Consider the following 24,239-nt stretch of genomic DNA (forward strand, 5'->3'; position numbering starts at 1 on the left):
CCAGACTCACAACACCGCCGCCGCGCCACATCCGGTAGATAATGGGCACGCCCGTCGCACACCGGACACCACCCGGGCCGTGTCGAAGGGCCGTTTTGCAGGAGTCGCAGTCGTGACCGTCGGTGCCACGCTCGCACGGATCGAAGGATATCGATGGTCACGGAAATCGTCCGGGCGTCCGGCCACGCGGCCGGGAGTGTTCCTTCCCCCGCGCGACTCCTGTCCCGCCTCGGCAGGAACTGCCCCCTCGTCGTCCTCCGGGCGCCGCACGGTTTCGGCAAGTCGGCGCTGGTCACGGGCTGGCTGGAGTCGGGACCGAGCACGGGATATCTCGGCGTCCGGATTCCACCGCCGAACAGGCCGACCGACACGGACGGCTACTGGGAACTGATCGCGGCCCGACTGCTGTCGGCGGGCGCGGTCGGCCCCGAACACGTGCGCCCGGGTACCGAGCCATGGGCGGATACCGTCCGGCACGCCCTCGAGGACACCTCCACACCTGTCCGGCTCGCTCTCGAACGGGTCGATCTGGTCGATGCTCCAGATCTCGAGCAGCAGATCCTCGACTTGGTCGAAGCATGCCACCACGTCGACGTCGTCGTGACGATGACCGGTAGGCCGATCTTCGCGGACTCGCACCTGATGGATCCTGCCCACGACCTCCTCGACGGTGACAGTCTGTCCTTCACCAGGGACGACATACGACACTTGTTCTCCGAGAACGGACTTGACCTACATGAGGAGGAGATCGACCTCGTCCGGCGACTGACCGGTGGCCTACCCTCGCTGATGCCGAGCGCCCTGCGCGTGACCGCGGAGCTACCTTCACTCCCCCACCGACTCGAAATCCTCGAACGCTACCTCGCCGCAGCAGTGACCGCCCAGATCCGAACGACGATCCTTGCCGATCCCCGGGTCGCACCGCGCCGCGAATTCCTCCTGACAACCTCCACCGCGCATACCCTCTCCTCCGAGGTCGCCGCCTTCCTCGGCGGTGGTCCGAACTCGATTTCACACCTGGAGGCACTCGAAAGTTCCGGTGTCGTGGAACATCTCGGGACAACGGCGAAGGGAGATTTCTGGCGCCTTCCGTCGGCCGTGCGCGCCGCTCTCCTCGAGGCACAGCGAGAGGCGGGCATCGATCCGGGGGTCGACCTCACCCGACTCTCGCAGTATCACCTCGATCGGAACGACAAGGCGGCGGCACTCCGGTGCGCCGCTGAAGCAGAGGCCTGGCCTGCCGTCGTGCGCCTGCTCACGACCCGGTGGTACGAGCTCCTGGGATCCGATCTGACGGCGGTACGCGAGGCGATCTTCAAACTTCCCGAGAGCGTAATCACCGCCTATCCGCGGCTGCGCGAAGGCCGAGAACTGTTGGCGGGTCTGGACGGCGCCGTGACCGGACACGTACCTGAACTGGAACACCAGGACAAGCTGGATGAGACGAGCACGATCCGCACCGGTTCACACCGGGCGATCATGCTCCGCCTGGCCGGCGAATACACCCGCGCCGCAGCGGTCACCCGGCAAGTCGGGGAGATTCTCGACCGCGCGCTGGCAGATCAACCCGACGAGCAGATCACCTATGGGCTGGCCTTCACCCGGCTCCAACGCGGACTGACCTATCAACTCGACGGCAACTTCGGTGCATCCATCGGGGAACTCGTGCGCGCGCACCAACTCGGACGCTCCAGGGGGATCGACTTCACCGCCCGGAACTCGGCATACAACATCGCACTCAGCTGGGCGCTCGTCGGCGAGCCGCAGCGTGCACGAGAATGGCTGGCACACCAGCGAGACGGCTCGACGACGGATTCGATGACCGAACGGCTCGTCGAGGTCGGCGGGCACGCCGCGCGGGCACTCGTTGCACTGGACACCCTCGACATCGACTCCGCACGAGCCGCGCTGGGCAGGCTACAGCGCCTTCCCCCCGTGACCGAGCTGTGGCCATTTGTCGTGTATGCACGCTGTCGGTACGCCATCGCCTCCGCAGATCCCCACATCGGCCTGCGCGCCCTCGATCAGTGCTCCGAACTGCGCTCACGGGCGCGCGGCAGCTTCGTCACCGCCCTTCTCGACGCCATCGAGATCGAGGTCCACCTTGCAGACGGGAATGCCTGGCGCGCAATCCAACTAGCCGAATCGACTCCGAAGAACACGCCGTGGTCGGTGGCAGCGTCGGCACGAGCGCGCTTCGTCACCGGTGACCACGATGCCGCGATCGTCACGTGCCGACGCTTCAACTGGTTCAGCGGCCCCTACACTCGTCCTCATCTCGAAGCACTCGTCGTCGAGGCCGCCGCGCTGTACTCGACCGGCAACGAGAAAGCAGCCGTCCAACCCTGGACCCAGGCGTGCGGGATATCGGAGCGCACCGGAATCCGAAGCACGTTCCTCACCGTGCCCAGACATGTCGTCACCGCATTGCACGACCTCACCGGCAGCTCGTCCCACCACGTCACCGAGGCCTTGGCATCACGTAGTGCTGGGTACTACCCGGAGGCTCTCTCGTTCCCCACATTGACGGAACGCGAGAACGAGATCCTTGCAGGCCTCGCGGAAGGGCTCACCTCGCGCGAGATCGCGTCGAAACTCGTCATCTCGCCCGCCACCGTCAAGAGCTTTCGCAAGAGCCTGTACGGCAAACTCGGCGTTCACACCCGCCGGGACGCGGTGGACACCGGCCGAAGGCTCGGCATCGTCGCGAGCCCCGCGGATCCACCGGCACGGGCACACTTCCGGTCGCCCAGGCCGTGAGATTGCCGTCACTTCTCGCTACGTCGAACGGCACGGTTCGACCGGATTCCTCGAGCCGGGGCGGAACCGGTCTGCAGTCGATCCCGACCCACTGTGTCACAGTGACGTAATTTATGCGCCCCCGAGACCGGAGAGACGGCCTCACCTCGACATACGCCGCGGAAGTCGACCAAACCCATCGGTCCGATAGCGGCGAAGCCCGGGCCGCCCGCGTGTCCGCTTTGGGACCCATGAGGCTTTGACCAGGGGGTTTCCTCGAAACCGGTCGGTACATAACTCATCAAGGTAAAGATTCGATCACGGTGGACGAGTTGATACCGCTTTGTTACATTTCCGTGACGAAAGATCCGAGGTCGCGGTTCCCTACCGGGCCGACCAGAGACACAGATGAGGTATCCACTGTGGCCAATCCTCACAGGACGATGAGTTCCCACACCCTGACGTCCCTGCGCCGCCGCTCCGTCAAGGCCGCAGCGGTCGCAGTCGCCACCGGTGCGCTGCTCGCGGGAAGCATTCAGATCGGCGCCACCACCGCGTCGGCGGCGCCGCTGCGTCTGCCCACCATCGGCAACGTCCAACTCCAGCTTCCGGCGGGCCCGTTCCTGCCCGGCATCGACATCCCGGCGTTTCCTGCCACGCCCGAGGCCGCCACGACACAGTGGACGCCGCCGTCGGCCGAGAAGTGGACGCCCGCCCCCAAGCTGCTGGCGCCCGCGCCGGCGCCCGAACCGCAGGCCGCACCGATTCCGGCGCCGATGCCCGTACCCATCATCGTTCCGGTACCGCCACCCGTCGTCCAGCCTGTGGCCGGCTTCCTGACCTCCAGCTACGGACCGCGCTGGGGCACCCACCACAACGGCATCGACATCGGCGCCAACCTCGGCACGCCGATCTTCTCGGCCGCCGGCGGTGTCGTCATCAACGCCGGCCCCGCGTCCGGCTTCGGCCAGTGGGTGCGCGTGCTGCACGACGACGGCCACATCACCGTCTACGGGCACGTCGACACCTTCACCGCCGGTGTCGGCGACCGCGTGGCCACCGGTCAGCAGATCGCCACGGTCGGCAACCGCGGCCAGTCCACCGGACCACACCTGCACCTCGAGGTCTGGGATCCGGCCGGTATCCAGGTCGATCCGCTGATCTGGCTGCACGACAGCGGCGTCGTCGTGAACTGGTAGTCCCCCCGCCGCTTGCACCACAGACAGCGTGACTGGCCCGGCCCCAACGGAAAACCGTTGGGGCCGGGCCATTCACGTCGTCAGTTCCGGCCGATGCTAGACCGCGTCCAGCATGGTCCGGAGTTCCCGCTTGAGGAGCTTTCCGCTCTGGTTCCGGGGAAGCTCGTCGGCGAAGCGGATCCGCTTGGGCACCTTGAAGGGCGCGATCTTGCCCCGCACGTGCTCGATGAGAGACTCGGCATCGACGGCATCGGCGTCACCCCGCAGCACCACGACCGCGGTGATCGCCTCCATCCACTTGTCGTCCGGGGTGCCGACCACGGCCACCTCCGCGACGGCGGGATGTGTGTAGAGCGCATCCTCCACCTCGCGGGACGCGACGAGGATCCCGCCGGTGTTGATCACGTCCTTGATCCGGTCCACGACGGTCACGAACCCCTCGGCGTCCCGCGTCACCAGGTCCCCGGAATGGAACCACCCGTCACGGAAGGCCTCCGCCGTCGCCTCGGGGTTGTCCCAATATCCTTGGCACAGTTGCGGAGAGCGATAGAGAATCTCACCCGGCTCACCGTCCGCGACGTCGTTGCCGTCGGCGTCCACCACGCGGGCCTCGACGAAGAACACCGCCCGCCCGCACGACGACGGCCGCCCCTCGTGCTCCTCCGGCCCGAGGACCATCGCGAGCGGTCCGATCTCCGACTGCCCGAAGCAGTTGTAGAAGCCGAGGGCCGGATACCGCCCGCGCAGGCGGTTGAGCACCGTGACCGGCATGATCGACGCCCCGTACTGCGCCTTGGTGAGCGACGACAGGTCGCGGCTCTCGAGGTCGGGGTGACTCGCGAGCGGGACCCATACGGTGGGCGCGAGGAACAGTGACCCGATCCGGTCGGCTTCGATGCGGCGCAGGATCTCCGGAATGTCCGGGGACTGCATGAGATTGACCGTCGCGCCCACCGACAGGTACGGCAGCATGAACACATGCATGCCCGCGGAGTGGTACAGCGGCATACAGATCAACGGATTGTCGTCGGCGGCCAGTCCGAGCGCGATCACCGACGACACGTACTCGTGGACCAGCGCACCGTGGGTCATCATGGCGCCCTTGGGCTTCGATGTGGTTCCCGAGGTGTAGAGCAACTGCACCAGATCGTCCACCACGGCCCCGGGCCGGTACTCCGGGACGTCGCCGGCGGAGCTGGACGCGAGCAGCGAACCGGCGTCGTCGCGCAGCGGGATCACGTGCTCGACGACGAGCGTGTCCCGCACCGTGTCCAGCGTCGACGCCAACTTCGGATCGACGAGCACGGCCCGCGCTCCCGACTGCGCCAGCAGGTAGTGCAGTTCGTCGCCCGTGAGCGCGTAGTTGACGGGGACATGCACCAGGCCGGCGCGGGCACAGGCCAGGAAACCGATGACGTAGGCGTCGGAGTTGACGCCGTACGCGGCCACCCGGTCGCCCGGCGCGAGACCGAGCGCCCGTAGCCGCGCGGCGCCGCGTGTGACGGCGTCATCCAGCTCTCGGTACGTCCAGGTGCGGTCGTCGAAGGTCAGAGCAGTGCGGCCGGGCTGCCGTGCGGCAGCCCGGCGCAGCACGCCGTCGACGGTGTCGGTGCGCGGATCCTCACTCATGTGACGCAGGTTATAGGACGTCCAACTATTGCGTAAGGGGTTTCTTTCGGCGCATCCGTTGTGTAGTTTCGCGAGCCTGCGCGGCGCCCGGTCAGCCGCCGAACGCGGCGGTGATCGCTCCCATGTCGAAGTAGTCACGCCACACGGCGATCTTGCCGTCCACCACCTCGAAGACGCCCATCACCGGCAACGGGGTCTCCTTCCCCATGCCGCGCAGCACGTCGGTCCGCTCGTTCATCACGGTGCCACCGGACGCGACCTGCTTGTGGATCCGGAAGTCGATCCCGTCGAAGGCCGCCACGAAACCCGAGATGAACTCGCGGATCTCGTCCCTGCCCTTCACTGGATCCATCGGAATATTGTGGTAGACAGCATCTTCCGTGAAGTAGCTCGCCAGCACGGCAGGGTCCGGGTCGGCCCACAACCCGCAGAACTCCGTGACCAGATCCTCGGCAGCGCTCATGTGTTCACTCCTGTTCTTCCATCCAGTTCCCGAGCGGTTCGGGTGAGTTGTTCGATGTAGTGCGCTCGCTCGCCACGCGACGCCGCGGAGCGCAACGGCCCGATCTGCAGCTCCCACGCGGCACGGCCGTCCGTCGCGAAGACCGGCGCCACGAGATAGCTGACCGGGAGCGCGTCGTCGCTGTCGAGATCGGCTGCGCTGTAAGGCCGGCCGCTGATACCGCCGAGCAGTACCAGCACCCGCTCCCGCAGGGCCAGTGTCGAGCCACATTCGTTGTCGCGCAGGATCGGCGAAGGCGATCACGCCCGCACCCGCGGGGGCCCGCAGCGGTAGCCCGGTGCCGATGGTGATGCCTGCGGGCAGTCGTCCACGGCCGGCGTTGACACCCACGAAGATCATTCCGTGGCCGACACGACACCGAGCGCCGCACCGCAGTCGACCGCCTCGGACAGTCGCGCGAGGGCGTCGTCGACGCCGTCGGGCGCCCCCAGCGCCGTGCGCGCGGCCTCGCCGACCCCCGCCAGTCGGGGACCGAGACGGTAGCTCAGGTTCGGCTCGCGGCGCACCCAACCGCGGACGTCGAGCGCCCCCAGGATCGCACCCACGGTGGATCGACTCAGGGACAGCGTGTCCGCCACCTCGGCGATGGTGCACGGAGCGCCGCGTCCGGCCATCAGTTCGATCACCGACATCACCCGGTCGGTCGGCGGTGATCCGCCGGCGCTCCTGCCACGGTCCATGCGTCCTCCTGCCTCGGCACAGTAACCGATACTCGCTCAGGGCGACACGAATATTCGTGTCGCCCTAAGCTGCCCGCATGAACGTTCGGACGGGTGTCACGCTCGCCATCGGAATCGCCCTCGCCGCGGCGTGGGCAGCCTGGGCCCGGCTGCGACTCGACTCGCCGTTGGGTTCGCGGCAATGGCAGTCCGACGAGATCGGCCCGGACGAGTTGGCCGGGTGACCTCGGCCCGGCCTCACCGTGGCAGGATGCCGTGCAGCACGATGTCGACCAGCGCCGCCGACAGCCCGTCCTGATCCTGGACGTCGCGGACCGACTGCGCGAAGATCGCCGTGCCGGCGATGACGTCCAGCAGCGTGTCCGGGTCGACGCCGTCCCGCAGTTCGCCGGCCGCCGCGCCCGCGCGTAGGCGCCGCCCCAACTCCTCGCGGATCACCTCGAGCTGATCGGTGAGCAGCGCCTGGCGGAGCGTCTCGTCGGTGCGGACCTCACTCATGAGCGCGGGCACCGCCTCACGCGCGGCCGGGCCGCCGAACAGTGCCACCGCGCCGTAGGTGAGCCGCTCGACCTCCTCCCCGATCGGGAGGTCCGACACGTTCTCGGACTCCGCCACCGGGTACACCGCATCGTGGACGATGTGCGCCTTGGACGGCCAGCGTCGGTAGATGGCCGGCCGCCCCACACCGGCGCGCGTCGCGATCGCGTCGATCGAGGTCCCCGCATATCCGTTCTCGACCAACAGCTCACGCGTGGCCTGCAGGACGGCGTCGTCGATCTCGGGGTTTCGTTGCGGCCCAAGACGGTGCTGCGCTTGCCGCTTCTTGGACATCGGAGAAACCCCTTGCGTAGAGATGTGACGGGCGTTACATTGTGTCACGTCGTAGTCGATACGGAATGTATCGGCTAGAGCTTTTCCCGCCCCGCCGACACACCGGGGCCGTCGACCTACCCGCTCTTCCTGCCGTACCCGCTGCACCAGTTGGACCGCACGAATTCACGCATGCGAGGCGTCGCGCGCCTCCCGACGTCGAAGGGACGTCATGAGTTCCGAGAACACGACACAGGACCAGGATTTCTCCGAGGTCGCCAGGCCCGGTCAGTCCCGCACCGATCCTGCCGAACTGGGCTCTCGCCTGCAGAAGTGGCTGCGCACCAAGCTGCCCGCAGACGCCGATCCACAGGTCACCGACGTACAGGTGCCGGCCGCGAACGGAATGTCGAACGAGACGGTTCTCTTCGATGCCCTGTGGAACGAGGACGGGCAACAGCGTCACCACTACCTGGTGGCGCGCATCGCCCCCGCCCCGACCGGGGTCCCGATCTTCCCGTCGTACAACATCGCCCAGCAGTTCGACGTGATCAAGACCGTCGGCGAACACTCACCGGTCCCCGTGCCGCGCGTGTACTGGTCCGAACCCTCCCCCGAGCCACTCGGCGGCGAGTTCTTCGTGATGGAGCGCGTCGACGGCCTGGTGCCGCCGGACGTGATGCCGTACAACTTCGGGTCGTGGGTGTCCGAGGGATCAGACGAGGACCGTCGCCGCCTTCAGGATGCATCGGTGCGCGTGCTCGCCGACCTCCACGCCATTCCCGAACCCGCCCAGCTCTTTCCGAGCCTGCGCGACGATCTCGGTTCCGGCGCCGTCACCGCCGACGCCGCGCTGCGCGCCCACGTCGACGGGCAGCGGCGCTACTACGAGTGGGTCGTCGAATCCGGCCCGCGGGTGCCACTCATCGAGCGCGCCCTGGACTGGCTCGATGCCCACTGGCCCTCGGTCACGGGACCGGCCGTGCTGTGCTGGGGTGACTCGCGCGTCGGCAACGTCATCTACCGCGACTTCGAGCCGGCGGCCGTGCTCGACTGGGAGATGGCTGCCCTCGGGCCTCGGGAGATCGATCTCGGTTGGATGATCTTCCAGCACCGGTTCTTCGAGGACCTCGCGGGCGTCGCAGGACTTCCCGGCCTGCCCGGCTTCCTGCGCCGCGAGGACGTCGTCGCGAAGTATCGGGAGATCAGCGGCCACGAGGCCGCAGACCTCGATTTCTACACGCTGTACGCCGCACTGCGGCACGCGATCATCATGTTCCGGGTGCAGAGCCGCGCGGTCGCATTCGGACAAGCCCCGGCACCGGAGGACCCGAACGACATGATCCTGCACCGCAAGACCGTCGAGGAGATGCTGGACGGCACCTACTGGGACCGCGTGAACGGGCAGGGGGTCGCCTGATGCTCTCCCCCATGGACGATTTCCCGGTGCACCAGATCGCCGAGCCGATCCGTCACGTCGGCACCTCCGACCGCAACTTCTACGACCGCTACTACTTCAACTGCCACCCCGGGCTCGACTACGACGGCGAACCGCTGTTCCTCATCATCGGGCTGGGCCAGTACCCCAATCTCGGTGTCACGGACGGGTTCGCGGTACTCCGCCGCGGCAACGACCACATCGTCACCCGCACGTCGAAGGCGCTCGGCTCCGATCGTATGGATGTCACGGTGGGACCGCTGCGCATCGAGGTGCTCGAGGGTCTGCACCGGCTGCGCGTCGTCCTCGAACCCACTGCGGAGGCGCCGGACCTGTCGTTCGACCTCGTCTTCGAGTCCGACGTGCCGGCCGCGTTGGAGGCGCGACACTTCCACCGCCAGCTCGAACGGGTCACGTTCGACACGCAGCGGTTCGTCCAGACCGGTACGTGGAGTGGCACTCTCACCGTCGACGGCGAGACGATTCCGGTCACCCCCGACACGTGGCGAGGCAACCGCGACCGGTCGTGGGGTGTCCGTCCGGTCGGTGAGGCCGAGCCGCCGGGACGTCGCGCGGACCCGTCCCTCGCGGGCGATCAGAACTTCTTCTGGATCTACGCGATCATGCAGTTCGACGACTTCTCGATCGTCGCGATCATGCAGGAGGACCGGCAGGGCCGCCGCATCATCCAGGACGCCACCCGCGTGTGGAGGGATCGCACCCGCGAACCCGAGTGGCTCGGTCGTCCCGAGCACGACCTGACCTTCATCTCGGGAGGTCGCGAGATCGCCGCGGGCACCCTCGAGTTCCACCGCCCCGGTGGATACGGAAAGCCCGACGAGATCCTCACCGTCGCTTGCGAACCGGTACTCCCCCACTACCTCGGCGTGGGCACCGGCTACGGACTCGAACAGGACTGGCGCCATGGCATGTGGCAGGGCGAACTCGTCGTCCAGGGCCTGCGCGAGAAGGTTGCCGACATCGAGCCGTGGAAGAAGATGTTCTGCCCGGTCGACAACCTGTCCCGGTTCACACTGAGCGAGAACGGCGAGACCATTGTGGGCTCCGGACTTTTCGAGGTGGCGGTCATCGGACCCTGTGACCGCTACGGCTTCACCGGCGCCGGCGACGTCGCCCCCTGATACACCCCACCACGAAAGGAACACGAGATGAAGGTTGGTTCCAGCCGGTTACGCACGCGGACCGCCCGGTCCGCCACGGCACTGCTCCTCGCCGGAGGACTGTTCCTCTCCGGCAACACGATCGCCTCGGCACTGGATCTGGGCCAGCTGCCGATTCCCGAGGGCGCCCTCGGATCGCTCGGGACGGCGTCGTCCGACGTCCACCTGGCTCCGACGCCGCGCCTGGCATCGGTTCCCAACTTCCGGGATGTCGCCGGAAACGAGGGTGGCGGCTACGAGGCCCTCGCCGGTCGCCACCTCAAGCGTGGCGTGCTCTACCGCGCCAACGCACTCTCGTCCGCCAGCGAAGAAGATCTCGCGACCCTGTCGTCGCTGAACGTCACGCACATCTACGACCTCCGCGGTCAGTCCGAGATCTCCAATCCGATGGTCGGCGGCCCCGACAAGATTCCGGCGGGTGCCGATTACACGCACATCCCCGTCGAGTTCGGGGACCTGATCACGCTCGCGCAGACGATCCAGTCGCCCGAGCAGGGCCGGCAGTTCATGGAGGACGCCAACCGCAGCTTCGTCACCGATCCTGCGCGGCGCGAGGGCTTCAAGCAGTTGCTGACGCAGATCGCCGAGAGTGACGGCCCGGTGCTCTTCCACTGCAGTGCCGGCAAGGACCGCACCGGCTGGATCGCCGCGCTCCTCCTGAGCATCTCGGGGGTTCCCGAGCAGGCCATCTTCGACGACTACCTGCTCAGCAACGAGTACCTGGCCGAGTCGAACACGGCGACACTCGCCCAGATCCGGGGCGCCCTCGGCGACCAGGCCGCGCTCAACCTCGAACCCGTCCTGGCCGTCGATCGGAGCTACCTCGAAGCCGGATTCGAGCAGATGCGCGCCGACTACGGCGGCCCGGTCTCCTATCTCGCCGATGGGCTCGGTCTCGAGCAGATGACCATCGCAAAGCTTGCGCGCAAGCTCGTCTTCTGACGACTGCCCGCAATACACCCGGACGGTCCTGTCCCCGACCAGGACCGTCCGGGTTCTTTCGTTTCCCACTTGCCACCGACTCACGCCTCCGTTATTAATTAAGTGACTACTCAATTTATTAATTTCGACCCGGGAGCAAGCATGCGAACCGTCGACGAGGCCGCACGGCGGGCCAAACGGACCGAACTGCTCGACGCCGCGGCCCGGTGCTTCGCCGAGCGCGGCTATCACGCCACCCGCACCGCCGACATCTGCGCGCTCGCGGGCATGAGCTCCGGAAACCTCTTCCACTACTTTCCGACCAAGCAGGCGGTGTTGCTGGCGCTGATCGAGCGCGACGGCACCGAGACCGCGTCGGCGGTTGCGGAACTCGGCGCTTCGGACGATCCGTTCGGTGCGCTGCTGCTCTTGCTCGATGACGTCTGCCGTCTCGCCGCGGATTCCACGTACTCCGGTTTGGCGCTGGAAATCTCGGCGCTCGCCCACCGAGACGACGATGTGGCGGTGCTGTTCAAGGCCAACGACCTGAGTTTCCGGAAGGCGCTCGAGGATCTGTTGGAACGTGCCGACGACGCGGGACAACTCGACACCGACCTCACAGCCGAGGATGCGTCGACCTGGATCGCAGCGCTCGTCGACGGCATGTTCGCCCGCGTCGCGGCCGATCCCGACTTCCAGCCGGAGACACAGTCCGCGGTGCTTCGGCGCATCGTCACACAACTCCTCCGAGGGGCGGCCTCGTGACCGGCACGACGTCGCGGGCCCCGGAGCGTGCCCGACGTCTGCAGAACGTCGACGCGCTGCGCGGGTTCGCCCTGCTCGGCATCCTGGCCGTGAACGTCTGGGCCTTCGCCGACCCGTACTACGCATCGACGGAGACGAACCCCGGCTTCGACAGCGGGCTCGATCACGCCGTGCGGTTCGTGGTGTCGCTGCTGTTCGAGACCAAGTTCTACCTGCTGTTCTCCTTCTTGTTCGGGTACAGCTTCACCCTGCAGATGGCCGCCGCCGAGCGTGCGGGGCGTGGGTTCGTGCCGCGGATGCTGCGGCGGCAGACGGGACTACTGGCCATCGGGCTCCTCCACGGCGCGTTCCTCTACTACGGCGAGATCCTCTCGACCTACGCCGTGCTGGGGCTCGTGCTGCTGGCGTGCCGGAACATATCCCCGTCGACCGCACTCCGGCTCGGCGCGGCGCTGATCGTCGGGTCGTCCGCGGTCTGGATGCTCCTCGGCCTCGCGCAACTGGCTGCGGGCGAGATCACCGGTTCGGCCGCGGGTGACGCGGCCGGGAAGCTCGCGGCGTTCCAGGGCGACGCGGCCGCGACGCTCGGGTTCCATTCGGGGCATCTCACGGACACCCTCGGCGCACTCGCTGTGCTGCAGGCGCCGAGCGCGATGGCGATGTTCTTCTTCGGCTTCGCGGCCGGTCGCGTACGGATGTTCGCGAGCCCGGAGCGATACCGCTTCGCCGCCGATCGGGTCCTGCGCTTCGGACTCCCCTTCGGACTGATCGGTGCCGGAGCGTACGCACTCGCGGCCGCCTACGCACCGGGCGGTGGGCTCGAGACGGTGGCGTTCGGATTCGGGCAGCTGACAGCGCCGGCACTCACCGCCGCGTACGTGGTGGCCGCGATCCTGCTGTTCCGGACGTCTTTCGGTGGGCGCGTCGAGACGGCATTGGCCCCGATGGGCAGGATGGCGCTCACCAACTACCTGCTGCAGTCGCTCACACTGGGTGTGCTGTTCACCGGCTACGGCTTCGGCTTGGTCGATCGGCTTCCGCCGGCGGCGGTGATCGCCGTCGTGCCGATCGTGTTCGGCGCCCAGATGATCGTCAGCCGACTGTGGCTGCGTGCGCACCCGTACGGCCCGGCGGAGTGGGCGCTGCGGGCCGCGACACTCGCGGCCGTCCCGCCGTGGCGCTCTCCTCGAACGACCCCGTCACCGAATGATCGGCGGTAGCGTCGAAGCCACGAAGAGCAGTTCCCGCGTCATCGATCGGCAGTATCCGCGACGACCCCAGGAGCATCCGGTGGCCTCTCGACTCAATCCCTACATCAGCTTCGCCGGCAACGCGCGCGAGGCGATGGAGTTCTACAAGAGCGTGTTCGGCGGCACGCTGAACACGAGCACCTTCGGCGAGTTCGGCGCGCCGGGTGACAACGACAAGATCATGCACGCCATGCTCGAGACCGGCAGTGGCTTCACGATCATGGGAGCCGACACCCCGCCCGGCATGGAGTACAAGGCCGGCACCGACATGGCGGTGAGCCTCAGCGGCGACGACGCCGACGAACTGCGCGGCTACTGGGACGCGCTGTCGGGGTCCGGGACGGTCCAGGTGCCCCTCGAGAAGCAGATGTGGGGCGACGTGTTCGGCGCCTGCGCGGACCGCTTCGGCGTCTCCTGGATGGTCAACATCACGGAACCGCAGGGCTGACCTGCATCAAAAGTCCAGGTGAGTTGCCATCGCCTCCTTTCATGACCAGACTCGCCTTTGCCGAAGACGACTCCGTGATCATCAGGAAGGCACCATGGACAGCAGTTCACCGAAGACGACGGTCGTTGTACCCACATACAACGAACGCGACAACCTCCCGAAGATCGTCGAGCGGTTGGCGGCGTTGGAGGTCCCGAACCTGCACCTGCTGGTCGTCGACGACAACTCCCCCGACGGCACCGGCGAGGTCGCCGAGAAGCTCGCGATCGACTCGCCGTTCCCCATCGGGGTGCTGCACCGCACCGAGAAGGACGGCCTGGGCCGCGCCTACGTCGCCGGCATGACCCGGGCGCTCGCCGAGGGCGCCGACATCGTCGTCCAGATGGACGCCGACCTGTCGCACCCGGCAGAGGTCATACCCACGATGATCCGCACCCTGACCACCACCGATGCGGCCGTCGTGCTCGGTTCGCGATACGTGGCGGGGGGTGCGGTCGCGAGCGACTGGCCGTGGCACCGCAAGGCGCTGTCGGCGTGGGCCAACTTCTACGTGAACGCGATCCTGCGACTGGGCGTGAAGGACGCGACCGCCGGGTTCAAGGCGTGGCACGCCCGCACCCTCGAAGCGATCGACGTCGCGGGAGTCCAGAGCAACGGTTACGCCTTCCAGGTGGAGATGAACTACCGGACCACCAGCCGCGGCATGAAGATCGCCGAGGTGCCGATCCGTTTCGAGGAGCGCATCGAGGGCGTGTCGAAGATGAGCCTGGCCGTGCAGCTCGAGTCGGCACTGGTGCCGTGGAAGCTGCGGTTCGGCAAGCGCTGAAAACTCACGGGCCTTCCCGGCCCGGATCTGCCACCATCGCAGGTATGACGCTCGACTCCGCGATCACCGTCCGCACGGCCACCGACCAGGACTGGCCGGCCCTCGAACTGCTGGACGCGGTGGCGTTCGGCTACCACCCGACCGATCCGGACCGCACCCTCACCCGCGCGCTGACGCGGACCGAGGACGTCGTCGTCGCGACCGACAACGGCACCCCGATCGGGTTGGCGATGGATCTGCCGCTGGAGTTCACCGTGCCGGGCGGCGCCCAGGTGCCGGCGCGCGGCGTCACGTGGGTGTCGGTGGCGCCGACGCACCGTCGTCGCGGTGTCCTGCGGGCGCTGTTCGAGCACCTGCACCGCAACATCGCGGCCACCGGGACCCCGCTCGCCGCGCTCACCGCCAGCGACGCCGGGATCTACGGCCGCTTCGGCTACGGACCGGCCACGGTGGCCGCCGACGTCACGATCGACAGGCGGTTCGCCGCGTTCCGTGCCGACGCCCCCGACCCGGGCGGTGTGACGCTGACGGACGCGCAGACGGCCGCCGAACGCCTGCCCGACATCTACGAGCGCTGGCGGCGGATCACGCCCGGTGCGCAGAACCGGCCGCAGGCCCAGTGGGACTACACCTTCGCCGACCCCGAGGTGTACCGCGACGGCGGATCGGCGCTGTTCTACCTGACCCACCCGGACGGCTACGCGATGTTCCGTCGGCGCGGCAGCGACGACGACATGGTGGCAGCCGTGGAGGAGCTGGTCGCGGTCACCGCGGACGCGCACGCGGCACTGTGGCGCGCGCTGTGCGGGCTGGACCTGATGAAGCGCATCGAGGTCACCCAGCACCCCGACGACGCGCTGCGACTGATGCTCACCGACTGCCGCCTGCCCCGCACCACCCGCCTCGCGGACGACCTGTGGCTGCGCATCATGGACGTTCCGGCCGCGCTCGAGGCCCGCTCGTACCAGGCGGACCTCGACACGGTGCTCGACGTCCGCGATCCCTATCTGGACTGCGGCGGCGTGTTCGCACTGACCGTCCGGGACGGCCGGGCCCGGTGCCGCCGCACCGACGCGGCGCCGCGCATCTCGATGGACCTGGACGCGCTCGGCAGCCTGTACCTGGGCGCGCACCGGGCGCGGGGACTCGCGGCGGCGCACCGCATCACCGCCGCTTCCGAGCGCGATCTGGCACTGCTGGACCTGGCATTCGGGGCCGATCGCGCGGCCGTCCTCGGCTGGGGATTCTGAGTCCGCCGCGACCACCACGGCTCACCCGTTACGGGTGAATCTCTCCGCGTCGGCGCTCGTTCGGCTCGCGTGATGCCGACCGGTCGTCAGTCTGGTCGGGAACCTCTCACAGCTGGCCCCACATATCGTCGACACGAAGGGGATTCACATGAGTCTGTTCCGAAACTCCATGGCAGCAGCCGGATTCGCCGGCGCAGTGTGTCTCGCGTTCACCCCCACCCCCGTGGGCGCGGACGGAACGTCCCCGATCCTCCTCGAGATCACCGAACCCGACGGCGATCTGCGCACCCTCGATGAGCGGGGCGATCTGGGACAGGTGGGTTTCGAGGGCGAAATGACCGGTGTCGAAGAGGTGGAGCGTCGCGTCGGGCACATCGTGGTGAAGCACACGAGCCCTTGAATCGATCACAACCGACTCCTCGAATTGTGATTGATACACAGACACGTTCAGGTCCAGCGACCGCGCCCTGGCGCGTCAACGGGGGTCGACGCCGGTGGTTCGTCCCGTGCCGAAGGGGCCGACGCAACCAGCACGACGATCCGGCCGCGAGCGAGCGGCCGGATCGTCGTTGTGATGCTCGGGATTCGTGTCGGGTCAGCGCCCGATGAGCGCCCGCCGCTCGATCTCGGCGAAGTCCGTGCCGGCGGCGTCGGGCTTCGACCGTCCCACCAGCGAGCCCACGTAGGCGAGCAGGAACCCGGCCGGCACCGACACCAGCGCCGGGATGGTGAGCGGGAAGATCGGGTCGACCCCGTGGATCAGCCCGGTCGGTCCGAGGATGTTCGGGCTGATCGCAACCAGGCCGAGGCTGACGATCAACCCGCCGACGAGCGCCCACGTGGCGCCCACCCGGTTGAAGCCCTTCCAGTAGATGCTCAGCAGCAGCACCGGCAGGCTGGTGCTGGCCGCGACCGCGAACGCGACGTTCGCGAGGAAGCCGAGATTGAAGCCCTTGGCGCCGAGCGCGAGGAACATCGCGACGATCGCGATGCCGAGCAGCGACATGCGTGCGACCTTCAATTGCTTTTCGGCCGAGGCCTTCCCGTTCTTGATGACGTGCGTGTAGAGATCGTGCGCGAAGGCACCGGAGGTCGCGATCGCGACGCCGGCGAGCACCGCGAGAATCGTCGCGAGCGTGATGCCGATGATGACCGCCTCGAGCACGGGGCCGCCCAGCTCGCGGGCCAACTGCACCACCGCGAGATTGCCCTGCGGGTGCGCCTTCACGATCTCCTCGGAGCCCAGCGCACGCAGCGCGCCGTACCCGATGAACGGCAGGACGACGTAGAACGCGCTGAAGATCCACAGCGCCACCACTCCGGACTTGCGGGCGGCCTTCGCGTCCTTGACCGTGAGGAAGCGGACCATCACGTGCGGCAGACCCATGACGCCCAGGGCGAGCGCGAGCTGCTGCGAGATGATGTCGAAGGTCTTGGTGGTGCTCTGCTCGTGCGACGAGACCATGGCATCCGGGAGCGCGTCGACCACGTGCAGCGGACTGGGGCCGTACCGCATCAGCACCAGGAACAGGATCAGCGCGGTGCCGCCGAGCAGCAGGCCGGTCTTGAGGACCTGCACCCACGTGGTGGCCAGCATCCCGCCGAACATCGTGTACACCACCATGAGCAGGCCCAGCACCACCACCGCGACCCAGAACTTGATGCCGAGCAGGGCCTGCACCAGCAGGCCGGCACCGACGAACTGGATCACCATGTACATCGCCGAGATGACGATGGTGGTGACGGCCAGGCACGCGCGCAGCCCACGCCCGGAGAATCGGGCGGCGACGGCGTCGGCGAGCGTGAAGCGGCCCAGGTTGCGCAGCGGCTCGGCGATGATCAGCAGCACCAGCAGGTACGCCAACGGCACGGCCGTCGCGAGGTAGAAGCCGTTGAAGCCCGCCAGCCCGATCAGGCCGGTGATGCCGAGGAACGACGCCGCGGAGACGTAGTCACCGGAGATGGCGAGACCGTTACCGATCGGCCCCACCTGCCCCTCGGCCACGTAGTGGGAGTCGGTGGAGGTGTTGCGCTTGGCGGCCAGATACGTGATCGCGAGCGTGACACCGATGATCGCGACGACGATAGCGATGCTCAAACCCATTGTCACTCACCATCCTTCGTGTCATCGAGTGATGCGAGGTGAGTGTCGATGATCGCGTCCATCCGACGCGCCCAGCGGACGTAGATCTGCGCGACGACGAGGATGCCCGCGAAGATGGCGAAGCCCACCCAGTACGCGACGCCGAGGCCGCCCCAGCGGCCGGACAGGACGGTGGTCGACGTCGTGAGGGCGATGTAGCCCATGAACACGGTCAGCAGGACGGCCGCCGACCCGAGGGAAACGCGGCGACGACGGCGCGCGACATCGAGGATCGCGTCGAGTGCGGGATCGACGGGAGGGGAGTCTGGGGGCGCGGCATCGGCCGGGGACAGACCAATCGACATGGGTCACCTCGAGGGTATGAACGGAGTATGTGATCAATCCTTTGATCACTGAGTGTCGGCATACCGTAAGTGAGGGTGCTCACAAGACGCAAGGACCCGGCGCGAAATCGCCGGAAGTCGACCGATCGGTCCGGTCAATCCCGGGTGTGGATCTCCACCGATGACGCCGTCGCCAGCTTCTCGAGCAGGCCGATCAGGACCATCCGCTCCGGCTTCGTCAGCGCGTCCGCCCAGACCTGCTCGCGCCGGTTGTGGTCGGCGTACGTCGTGGTGATCGCGTCGAGGCCGGCGTCGGTCAGGCTCAACTCGACCGCGCGTCGATCGACCTCGGAACGCCGGCGAATGACGTACCCGTCCCGCTCGAGGGTGTTGACCAGCGCCGACACCGCAGCCCGACTCATACCCGACAGCTTCGCGACCCGCTTGGCCTCGCTCGGACCGGCGAGCCAGAGCACGAACAGCACCCGGAACCCCGGCCAACTCCAGCCGCCCGGCCGGTGGACGGTGGATTCGAGGTCGTAGACCAGTGCGCTGGCCACCCGGGTCAGCTCGAGGACCAGCTTCATCGAGATCGGATCGACCGTCGGCATCGCCCGCGTCGTCTTGCGCACGGCGAAATCCACGAAGGACAGGAAGTCCAGATCGTCCACATTCTCAGGGGTCGCGCGGCCGTCGCCGCCCTCGCGTTCCGCGTCGGTCATGCCGCCAGGGTAGAGCCCGCACCTGCCGTTTCCCCGAAACTTTGGTCAAAGGCTTGCATATCGCGTGTGACACCGCTTACCTTGTCCAGATATTCAGTCAAAGCTTTTACTATTCGAGGTGACCCCATGTCCGCACTGTCCTTCGCCTCCTCTGCCGACCTCGGCGAGAAGGAGCAGACCCTCGAAGTGCTCGCCGACGGCGTGTACGCACTCACCGCGGAGGGCGACCCCAACCTCGGCGCGATCGAGGGCGAGGACTTCGTCGTGTGCTTCGAAGCCCTCGCGACGCCCGTCGCCGCACAGGATTGGCTCGCCAAGCTGCGCCAGCACACCGACAAGCCCGTCCGGTACCTGGTGCTCTCCCACTACCACGCCGTCCGCGTCCTGGGCGCATCCGCGTTCGACGCCGAGATCATCGTCGCGCACGAGAACACCCACAAGCTGATTGCCGAACGCGGCCAGGAGGATTGGGCGTCGGAGTTCGGCCGCATGCCGCGCCTGGCCAAGGGCGCCGAGTCGGTGCCCGGCCTCACCTGGCCCACCATGACGTTCTCGGACCGGCTCACCATCGATCTCGGTGGCGACCGTGGTGAACTGGTTCTCCAGTACCTCGGCCGCGGCCACACCGAGGGCGACATCGTGGCATGGCTGCCGAAGCAGAAGATCCTCTTCGCCGGTGACCTCGTGGAGGCCCAGGCCGCGCTCTACACCGGCGACGCCTTCCACCGCGATTGGGCCACCGGCACTCTCGACGGGATCAAGGCCCTCGGCGCCGAGGCGCTGATCGGCGGCCGCGGCGCCGTCAGCCGCGGCCGGGACGAGGTCGACGCCGCGATCGAGCAGACTCGCCACTTCCTCGACGTCATGCTCGCCGAGGTCGGCGCCGTGCAGCAGCGCGGCGGCACTCTCAAGGAGGCGTTCGAGGCCACCCACGCCGCCCTGTTCGAGCAGTACGGGCACTGGCCGATCTTCGAGCACTGCCTGCCGTTCGACGTCTCGCGCGTGTGGGACGAACTGTCGGGCATCGAACGCCCCGTCATCTGGACCGCGGACCGCGACCGCGAGGTCTGGGCCCAGCTGCAGGGCTGAGCCGGATACAGCGGTAACAGGAGGATCTTTCGATGGGCGTCAACCACATTCACACCGGCACCGTGGCCGTGATCGGCAACGGACCGGTGGGCCAGACCACGGCACTGCTGCTGGCCCGCTGGGGCGTGCGCGTCGTCCTGCTCGACGGCCGCGCCGAGCGGGACCCGATCGGCTCCAAGGCGATCTGCCAGCAGCGCGACGTGCTCGAGGTGTGGGCCGCGATCGGCGTCGGCGAGCAGATCGCCGCGGAGGGCGTCACGTGGGACACCGCGCGCACCTTCCACCGCGGACACGAACTGTTCTCGCAGCAGTTCGTGGACCATGGGCAGTCGCCGTTCCCGCCTTTCGTCAACGTCTCGCAGGCCCGCACCGAGGAACTCCTCGACGCGGCCATCGCGCGGCAACCGCTCATCGACGTGCGGTGGGGGCACCCGGTCGAGCAGATCGAGCAGGACGGATCCGAGGTCCGGCTCGGGTGCGCCACCGAGTCCGGCCCGGTGACGGTCGCGGCCGACTACGCGGTGCTCGCCACCGGATCCCGCAGCAGCGAACTGCGCCGGCAACTCGGCGTCGGGTTCCCCGGCCGGTCGTTCGATGACAAGTTCCTCATCTGCGACATCCAGGCCGACATCCCGGGCTGGGCCAACGAGCGGCGCTTCTACTTCGATCCGGAGTGGAATCCGGGTCGGCAGGTGCTGATCCACCCGTGCCCCGACTCCACCTTCCGCATCGACTGGCAGGTTCCCGGCGACTACGACCTCGACGCCGAGGCCGAGAGCGGCGCGCTGAACGACCGGATCCGACAGATCATCGGCGACACCCCGTACCGGATCGTGTGGAAGTCGGTGTACCGCTTCCACGCCCGCCTCGCCGACCGCATGCAGGTGGGCCGGGTGCTGCTGGCGGGCGACTGCGCCCACATCGTGTCGCCGTTCGGCGCGCGGGGACTCAATTCGGGTGTCGGCGATGCCGAGAACGCGGCGTGGAAGCTCGCGTTCGTGCTGCGCGGCTGGGCCGATCCGGCACTGCTCGAGACGTACGACCTGGAACGCCGCGCCGCGGCGGCCGAGAACCTCGCGGTCACGTCGGCGACGATGGACTTCCTGGTGCCGCAGACCGACGAACAGCACGCCCGCCGCCTGTCGGTGCTCGAGGCCGCGGTCTCCGATCCACAGGCCCGGGCCGAGGTGGACTCCGGTCGACTGGCGGAGCCGTTCTGGTACGTCGACTCCCCGTTGACCACTCCGGATCCCCAGCGCCCCTTCGCCGGACGCCCGGCCCGCGGCGTCGCCCCGGACCCGGTGCCCGGCGTCCTGGTACCCGACGTCCCGGTGACCGTGCGCGGCCAGAGTTGCGCACGCCTGCGGGAGATCGCCCGACACGGTGTCCTGCTGCTGCACGGAGCCGACGTCGATCCGACGGCGGTCCGGGAGGCCGCCCTCACCGCCACCCACTCCCCGATCCGGATCCACGCCCTGAGGGACATCGACACCACCGGGCTGCTCACGGCGGCAACGAAAGCCGGTGCGAACGACGTGTGGATCGTGCGCCCGGACGCACACATCGCGGCCGTCGTCGACGGCAGTGACCGACCGGCCCTGGCGGCCGCCCTGCGCCGGGCGGTGGGCGCCGAGGTGACCGCCGGCGAGCGACAGGTCGGCTGACTCACCGCCGGACGCGGTGGGCCTCGGCCAGCGCGCAGTCCCGCAGGACCCGCACCAGCGGAGTCACGCGGGAAGCGACGTAGACGAGGCTCACCGCGGTCGGTGCGGCGTCGGCGATGTCGACGAACCGTACGTTGTGGTGGTGCACGCGGCGTCGGGCGGCGATCGGCACCGCCCCCACCCCTCGATCGGCGGCGACCAGTTCCAGCCACTCGTCGAAGTTGGTGCAGGTCACGATCTCTCGATGCGGGTCGGGTTCGGTCCAGGACTCGGCGCGGGTCGTCCCGGTCAGGGTGTTGACCACCAGTGGGTGCGTTCCCAACTCGGCCCACGTGACCGTGTCCCGCTCCGCGAGGGGTGAGCGGGCGCTGACGGCGGCAACGCGTGGCTCCGAGAACAGGTGGTGGACGGCCAGCAGCCCGCCGGCGACGTCCCCGCGCATCACCGCAGCATCGACGACGCCGTCACGTAGCGCGGCCAGCGGATCGTCGCACCGCTGCAACGACACTCGCGCGCCGGAGCGTTCCTCGCAGGCGACGATCGTGTCGTGTGCCCACGGGTCCGGAAGCAGCCAGCTGAATCCGAGTCGCACCGTCCGATTGGCCTGCGCGGACGCGATCGCGGCATCCAGGTCGCCCAGGACGTGGCGAGTACGTTCCGCGAACGCCCGCCCGTCCTCGGTCGGCGCCATCGACCGCGACGTCCGCTCCAGCAATCGGGTTCCGAGCGTCGCTTCCAGTTGCTGGATCGTTCGGGTCAACGCGGGTTGGGTGATGTTCAGCCGTTCGGCGGCGGCCGTGAAGGTGCCGGCATCGATCACCGCGATCAGTGCCCGCAGATGCCGCAGCTCGACATTCATAACCAACGAGCATAGAGACCGTCGAAACGGCATTTCCGTACGCCCGGCGGCCGCGCATAACGTCGTGACGACGAAGGGGGACCACGTGAACCTGCCGACCCGGACCGACACGGGGGCTCCGCCCCGGCGCGCCCGCGCGACGGTGGTGCGCGCCGCCGCCGGACTCGCCGCGGCGATGGGTGTCGGCCGATTCGTGTACACCCCGCTGCTCCCGCTCATGCAGGAGCAGACCGGGCTCGCGCCGTCCGATACCGCGCTGGTCGCGACCGCCAACTACCTCGGGTACTTCCTGGGTGCGATCGCGCTGGCCGCCCACCCGTCCGGCGCGCGCTCGCGGGCCCTCTTCCGCTCGTCGATCCTCGCCCTGATCGCGAGCGAACTCGCGATGATCATCGGCACGGACGTCCGCCTGTGGCTGGCGGCGCGCGTCGTGGCCGGCATCGCCAGCGCCGCCGTCTTCGTGTACTGCGCCACGGCGGTGGTCGGCCATCCGTCGGCGGGCGTGACGTTCACCGGCGTCGGGGTCGGCATCGCGACGTCGGGCATCCTCGTGATGGTTCTCGGACCGGTCGTGTCGTGGAACGTGCTCTGGGCCGCCGCTGCCGCGATGACGGCCGGCTACGCCGCGATCGCCTGGAGCCTGCCACCCGGATCTCCTCCCCCACTGGCCCACAACCGATCTCGGATGCGCGCGTCACCTTCGACGCGCTGGTGGACACTCGGCGCCTGTTACTTCCTCGAGGGCCTGGGCTACATCATCCTCGGTACGTTCCTGGTCGCGGCGGTCTCCGCCGGGGGTGCGCAGTGGACGGGCCCGGCGGCATGGGTGATGGTCGGGCTCGCCGCGATCCCGTCTCCACTGTTGTGGGCGAAGGCGCTGCGCCGCTGGTCCGCGGAGTCGCTGCTCGCGCTGGCACTTGTGCTGCAGGCCTTCTCCGCACTGCTTCCCGCACTGGTCGCCGGTCCGGTGGCCGCCCTGATCGCCGCGATCCTGTTCGGCGGGACCTTCATGGGCATCACCCTGCTCGCCATGGATTCGGCGCTCGGACTGGGCATTCCACGCGCCGCGGCGGCGTTGACGGCGGTGTACGGGCTCGGGCAGATTCTCGGACCGCTCGCGGTGACCCCGATGCTGGGTGACGGATTCCGGGCGGCGTTCGTCTGTGCCGCCGCCGTTCTCGTCGTGGCCGCGCTACTGGCGGGTGCGACCCGACGCCGGTAGCAGCAGATCCACCACCCGCTCCGCGGTGTCGGCGTCGACGAGGCCGCCGGTGACCACCTGACGGTAGAACACCGCGCCGGCAAGCGCGTCCATGAACAGGTCGACGTCGAGATCGGCCGGCAGGTCGCCGCGCGCCACTCCCCTCTCGATCACCGCGGCACAGTTGGCGCGGCGTTCGGCCAGGAATGCGGTGCGGAAGGCGTCGAGCCCCTCGGGCGTCGACGCCAGATCGCTGACGAGTGCCGGCATCGCGGTACCGAGGGGCGATCCGGCGTAGTTGCGCACGGTCCCGGTCAGCCACGCCACGAGATCGGAGCGGGTGTTGCCGGTGTCGGGCACCGGCCCGGTGTCCATCAGCGTCGCGAGGGCGTCGGCGACCAGTTCCGGTTTGCCGGACCACCACCGATACAGCGTGGTCTTGTGCACCCCGCTCGCCTCCGCGATGCGCTCGACCGTCAACTGCGCGTACGACGTCGTCGTGAGTTCGTCGACGACGGTCTGCAGCACGAGGTGACGCTTGCGGGGGCCGCTCCGGCCCGCAGCGGGAGTGGTTACCGGCACTCCCACACCCTGTCACGAGGTAGAGTGCAACGCAAC

Annotated in this window: 25 protein-coding genes; 15 read left to right on the plus strand and 10 right to left on the minus strand. The window is 68.3% G+C overall.

The annotated features are described in order from the left end of the window. The first annotated feature begins 153 nt into the window (after window positions 1-153). Together DEU38_RS24230 and DEU38_RS24235 are read left to right on the plus strand one after the other, a co-directional pair. Window positions 154-2,760, plus strand: a complete 2,607-nt coding sequence (locus DEU38_RS24230) for a LuxR C-terminal-related transcriptional regulator (RefSeq protein WP_114723934.1) — start codon at window positions 154-156, stop codon at window positions 2,758-2,760. 422 nt (window positions 2,761-3,182) lie between these two features. Continuing rightward, the gene (locus DEU38_RS24235) at window positions 3,183-3,938 is read left to right on the plus strand and encodes a M23 family metallopeptidase (RefSeq protein ID WP_114723935.1); all 756 of its coding nucleotides are present in this window, start codon (window positions 3,183-3,185) and stop codon (window positions 3,936-3,938) included. Between the two features lie 96 nt (window positions 3,939-4,034). Here the strand turns inward: DEU38_RS24235 and DEU38_RS24240 are convergent, their stop codons facing one another. The 4 genes from DEU38_RS24240 to DEU38_RS29495 all read right to left on the minus strand — a co-directional run bounded on the left by DEU38_RS24240 (window position 4,035) and on the right by DEU38_RS29495 (window position 6,770). After that, the gene (locus DEU38_RS24240; RefSeq protein WP_114723936.1) at window positions 4,035-5,567 is read right to left on the minus strand and encodes an acyl-CoA synthetase; all 1,533 of its coding nucleotides are present in this window, start codon (window positions 5,565-5,567) and stop codon (window positions 4,035-4,037) included. A 91-nt stretch (window positions 5,568-5,658) separates the two neighbouring features. Beyond that, window positions 5,659-6,030 (minus strand): nuclear transport factor 2 family protein, encoded by a 372-nt coding sequence (locus tag DEU38_RS24245; RefSeq protein ID WP_114723937.1) that lies wholly within the window; start codon window positions 6,028-6,030, stop codon window positions 5,659-5,661. Then, window positions 6,027-6,269: a hypothetical protein gene (locus DEU38_RS29490; protein ID WP_258558132.1), complete on the minus strand. Its 243-nt coding sequence runs from the start codon at window positions 6,267-6,269 to the stop codon at window positions 6,027-6,029. Before DEU38_RS29490 ends, DEU38_RS24245 begins: the two co-directional genes overlap by 4 nt. A 156-nt stretch (window positions 6,270-6,425) precedes the next feature. Further along, entirely contained in the window at window positions 6,426-6,770 is a 345-nt protein-coding gene (locus DEU38_RS29495) for a helix-turn-helix domain-containing protein (RefSeq protein WP_258558133.1), read from the minus strand. A 77-nt stretch (window positions 6,771-6,847) separates the two neighbouring features. On the opposite strand from DEU38_RS29495, the gene DEU38_RS28715 reads away from it, so the two are divergent. Continuing rightward, complete coding sequence (locus tag DEU38_RS28715; RefSeq protein WP_181818929.1) at window positions 6,848-6,994, plus strand: hypothetical protein; 147 nt, start codon at window positions 6,848-6,850, stop codon at window positions 6,992-6,994. Window positions 6,995-7,007: 13 nt separating this feature from the next. On the opposite strand, the gene DEU38_RS24255 is transcribed toward DEU38_RS28715, so the two are convergent. Then, window positions 7,008-7,601: a TetR/AcrR family transcriptional regulator gene (locus tag DEU38_RS24255; RefSeq protein ID WP_114723938.1), complete on the minus strand. Its 594-nt coding sequence runs from the start codon at window positions 7,599-7,601 to the stop codon at window positions 7,008-7,010. A gap of 211 nt (window positions 7,602-7,812) precedes the next feature. Between DEU38_RS24255 and DEU38_RS24260 the strand changes: the two genes are divergently transcribed. From DEU38_RS24260 to DEU38_RS28720, 9 genes are all read left to right on the plus strand, one after another. Continuing rightward, window positions 7,813-9,000 carry a phosphotransferase family protein gene (locus DEU38_RS24260; RefSeq protein WP_114723939.1) on the plus strand — a complete coding sequence of 396 codons (1,188 nt, stop codon included), beginning with the start codon at window positions 7,813-7,815 and terminating at the stop codon, window positions 8,998-9,000. Further along, on the plus strand, window positions 9,000-10,160 hold the full coding sequence (locus tag DEU38_RS24265) for a hypothetical protein (RefSeq protein ID WP_114723940.1): 1,161 nt from the start codon (window positions 9,000-9,002) through the stop codon (window positions 10,158-10,160). The genes DEU38_RS24260 and DEU38_RS24265 overlap by 1 nt, the downstream gene beginning before the upstream one ends. A 27-nt stretch (window positions 10,161-10,187) precedes the next feature. Then, window positions 10,188-11,141 (plus strand): tyrosine-protein phosphatase, encoded by a 954-nt coding sequence (locus DEU38_RS24270; RefSeq protein WP_114723941.1) that lies wholly within the window; start codon window positions 10,188-10,190, stop codon window positions 11,139-11,141. 141 nt (window positions 11,142-11,282) lie between these two features. Continuing rightward, window positions 11,283-11,885 carry a TetR/AcrR family transcriptional regulator gene (locus DEU38_RS24275; protein WP_114723942.1) on the plus strand — a complete coding sequence of 201 codons (603 nt, stop codon included), beginning with the start codon at window positions 11,283-11,285 and terminating at the stop codon, window positions 11,883-11,885. Continuing rightward, the gene (locus tag DEU38_RS24280; RefSeq protein ID WP_114723943.1) at window positions 11,882-13,105 is read left to right on the plus strand and encodes a DUF418 domain-containing protein; all 1,224 of its coding nucleotides are present in this window, start codon (window positions 11,882-11,884) and stop codon (window positions 13,103-13,105) included. Before DEU38_RS24275 ends, DEU38_RS24280 begins: the two co-directional genes overlap by 4 nt. A gap of 70 nt (window positions 13,106-13,175) precedes the next feature. Further along, the gene (locus DEU38_RS24285; protein ID WP_114723971.1) at window positions 13,176-13,583 is read left to right on the plus strand and encodes a VOC family protein; all 408 of its coding nucleotides are present in this window, start codon (window positions 13,176-13,178) and stop codon (window positions 13,581-13,583) included. Between the two features lie 94 nt (window positions 13,584-13,677). Continuing rightward, complete coding sequence (locus DEU38_RS24290) at window positions 13,678-14,409, plus strand: polyprenol monophosphomannose synthase (protein WP_114723944.1); 732 nt, start codon at window positions 13,678-13,680, stop codon at window positions 14,407-14,409. Window positions 14,410-14,453: 44 nt separating this feature from the next. Beyond that, on the plus strand, window positions 14,454-15,659 hold the full coding sequence (locus DEU38_RS24295) for an enhanced intracellular survival protein Eis (protein WP_114723945.1): 1,206 nt from the start codon (window positions 14,454-14,456) through the stop codon (window positions 15,657-15,659). Window positions 15,660-15,807: 148 nt separating this feature from the next. Further along, window positions 15,808-16,059 carry a hypothetical protein gene (locus tag DEU38_RS28720; RefSeq protein ID WP_181818930.1) on the plus strand — a complete coding sequence of 84 codons (252 nt, stop codon included), beginning with the start codon at window positions 15,808-15,810 and terminating at the stop codon, window positions 16,057-16,059. Between the two features lie 195 nt (window positions 16,060-16,254). Here DEU38_RS28720 and DEU38_RS24305 read toward each other — a convergent pair whose 3' ends face one another. The 3 genes from DEU38_RS24305 to DEU38_RS24315 all read right to left on the minus strand — a co-directional run bounded on the left by DEU38_RS24305 (window position 16,255) and on the right by DEU38_RS24315 (window position 18,808). Continuing rightward, window positions 16,255-17,763 carry a cation acetate symporter gene (locus DEU38_RS24305; protein WP_114723946.1) on the minus strand — a complete coding sequence of 503 codons (1,509 nt, stop codon included), beginning with the start codon at window positions 17,761-17,763 and terminating at the stop codon, window positions 16,255-16,257. 2 nt (window positions 17,764-17,765) lie between these two features. Further along, window positions 17,766-18,107, minus strand: a complete 342-nt coding sequence (locus DEU38_RS24310; protein ID WP_114723947.1) for a DUF485 domain-containing protein — start codon at window positions 18,105-18,107, stop codon at window positions 17,766-17,768. A gap of 134 nt (window positions 18,108-18,241) precedes the next feature. Continuing rightward, on the minus strand, window positions 18,242-18,808 hold the full coding sequence (locus DEU38_RS24315; RefSeq protein WP_114723948.1) for a MarR family winged helix-turn-helix transcriptional regulator: 567 nt from the start codon (window positions 18,806-18,808) through the stop codon (window positions 18,242-18,244). Between the two features lie 126 nt (window positions 18,809-18,934). Here DEU38_RS24315 and DEU38_RS24320 point away from each other — a divergent pair, with 126 nt between their 5' ends. Both DEU38_RS24320 and DEU38_RS24325 read left to right on the plus strand, forming a co-directional pair. Beyond that, window positions 18,935-19,897 carry an MBL fold metallo-hydrolase gene (locus tag DEU38_RS24320; protein ID WP_114723949.1) on the plus strand — a complete coding sequence of 321 codons (963 nt, stop codon included), beginning with the start codon at window positions 18,935-18,937 and terminating at the stop codon, window positions 19,895-19,897. A gap of 32 nt (window positions 19,898-19,929) precedes the next feature. Further along, entirely contained in the window at window positions 19,930-21,561 is a 1,632-nt protein-coding gene (locus DEU38_RS24325) for an FAD-dependent monooxygenase (RefSeq protein ID WP_114723950.1), read from the plus strand. A 1-nt stretch (window position 21,562) separates the two neighbouring features. Here DEU38_RS24325 and DEU38_RS24330 read toward each other — a convergent pair whose 3' ends face one another. After that, complete coding sequence (locus tag DEU38_RS24330; protein ID WP_114723951.1) at window positions 21,563-22,420, minus strand: LysR family transcriptional regulator; 858 nt, start codon at window positions 22,418-22,420, stop codon at window positions 21,563-21,565. Between the two features lie 64 nt (window positions 22,421-22,484). On the opposite strand from DEU38_RS24330, the gene DEU38_RS24335 reads away from it, so the two are divergent. Further along, window positions 22,485-23,642 carry a YbfB/YjiJ family MFS transporter gene (locus DEU38_RS24335; protein WP_309473115.1) on the plus strand — a complete coding sequence of 386 codons (1,158 nt, stop codon included), beginning with the start codon at window positions 22,485-22,487 and terminating at the stop codon, window positions 23,640-23,642. On the opposite strand, the gene DEU38_RS24340 is transcribed toward DEU38_RS24335, so the two are convergent. Then, the gene (locus DEU38_RS24340; protein ID WP_114723952.1) at window positions 23,613-24,203 is read right to left on the minus strand and encodes a TetR/AcrR family transcriptional regulator; all 591 of its coding nucleotides are present in this window, start codon (window positions 24,201-24,203) and stop codon (window positions 23,613-23,615) included. The two genes, DEU38_RS24335 and DEU38_RS24340, sit on opposite strands and share 30 nt — an antisense overlap. Between the last annotated feature and the right edge of the window lie 36 nt (window positions 24,204-24,239).

This window comes from Rhodococcus sp. AG1013, assembly GCF_003350365.1.
In the GTDB taxonomy this organism is placed as follows: domain Bacteria; phylum Actinomycetota; class Actinomycetes; order Mycobacteriales; family Mycobacteriaceae; genus Prescottella.

Coding starts and splice junctions, on each gene's coding strand:
- DEU38_RS24230 (WP_114723934.1), top strand. CDS start 154: ATGGTCACGGAAATCGTCCGGGCGTCCGGCCACGCGGCCGGGAGTGTT.
- DEU38_RS24235 (WP_114723935.1), top strand. CDS start 3,183: ATGAGTTCCCACACCCTGACGTCCCTGCGCCGCCGCTCCGTCAAGGCC.
- DEU38_RS24240 (WP_114723936.1), bottom strand. CDS start 5,567: ATGAGTGAGGATCCGCGCACCGACACCGTCGACGGCGTGCTGCGCCGG.
- DEU38_RS24245 (WP_114723937.1), bottom strand. CDS start 6,030: ATGAGCGCTGCCGAGGATCTGGTCACGGAGTTCTGCGGGTTGTGGGCC.
- DEU38_RS29495 (WP_258558133.1), bottom strand. CDS start 6,770: ATGGACCGTGGCAGGAGCGCCGGCGGATCACCGCCGACCGACCGGGTG.
- DEU38_RS28715 (WP_181818929.1), top strand. CDS start 6,848: ATGAACGTTCGGACGGGTGTCACGCTCGCCATCGGAATCGCCCTCGCC.
- DEU38_RS24255 (WP_114723938.1), bottom strand. CDS start 7,601: ATGTCCAAGAAGCGGCAAGCGCAGCACCGTCTTGGGCCGCAACGAAAC.
- DEU38_RS24260 (WP_114723939.1), top strand. CDS start 7,813: ATGAGTTCCGAGAACACGACACAGGACCAGGATTTCTCCGAGGTCGCC.
- DEU38_RS24265 (WP_114723940.1), top strand. CDS start 9,000: ATGCTCTCCCCCATGGACGATTTCCCGGTGCACCAGATCGCCGAGCCG.
- DEU38_RS24270 (WP_114723941.1), top strand. CDS start 10,188: ATGAAGGTTGGTTCCAGCCGGTTACGCACGCGGACCGCCCGGTCCGCC.
- DEU38_RS24275 (WP_114723942.1), top strand. CDS start 11,283: ATGCGAACCGTCGACGAGGCCGCACGGCGGGCCAAACGGACCGAACTG.
- DEU38_RS24290 (WP_114723944.1), top strand. CDS start 13,678: ATGGACAGCAGTTCACCGAAGACGACGGTCGTTGTACCCACATACAAC.
- DEU38_RS24295 (WP_114723945.1), top strand. CDS start 14,454: ATGACGCTCGACTCCGCGATCACCGTCCGCACGGCCACCGACCAGGAC.
- DEU38_RS28720 (WP_181818930.1), top strand. CDS start 15,808: ATGAGTCTGTTCCGAAACTCCATGGCAGCAGCCGGATTCGCCGGCGCA.
- DEU38_RS24305 (WP_114723946.1), bottom strand. CDS start 17,763: ATGGGTTTGAGCATCGCTATCGTCGTCGCGATCATCGGTGTCACGCTC.
- DEU38_RS24310 (WP_114723947.1), bottom strand. CDS start 18,107: ATGTCGATTGGTCTGTCCCCGGCCGATGCCGCGCCCCCAGACTCCCCT.
- DEU38_RS24315 (WP_114723948.1), bottom strand. CDS start 18,808: ATGACCGACGCGGAACGCGAGGGCGGCGACGGCCGCGCGACCCCTGAG.
- DEU38_RS24320 (WP_114723949.1), top strand. CDS start 18,935: ATGTCCGCACTGTCCTTCGCCTCCTCTGCCGACCTCGGCGAGAAGGAG.
- DEU38_RS24325 (WP_114723950.1), top strand. CDS start 19,930: ATGGGCGTCAACCACATTCACACCGGCACCGTGGCCGTGATCGGCAAC.
- DEU38_RS24330 (WP_114723951.1), bottom strand. CDS start 22,420: ATGAATGTCGAGCTGCGGCATCTGCGGGCACTGATCGCGGTGATCGAT.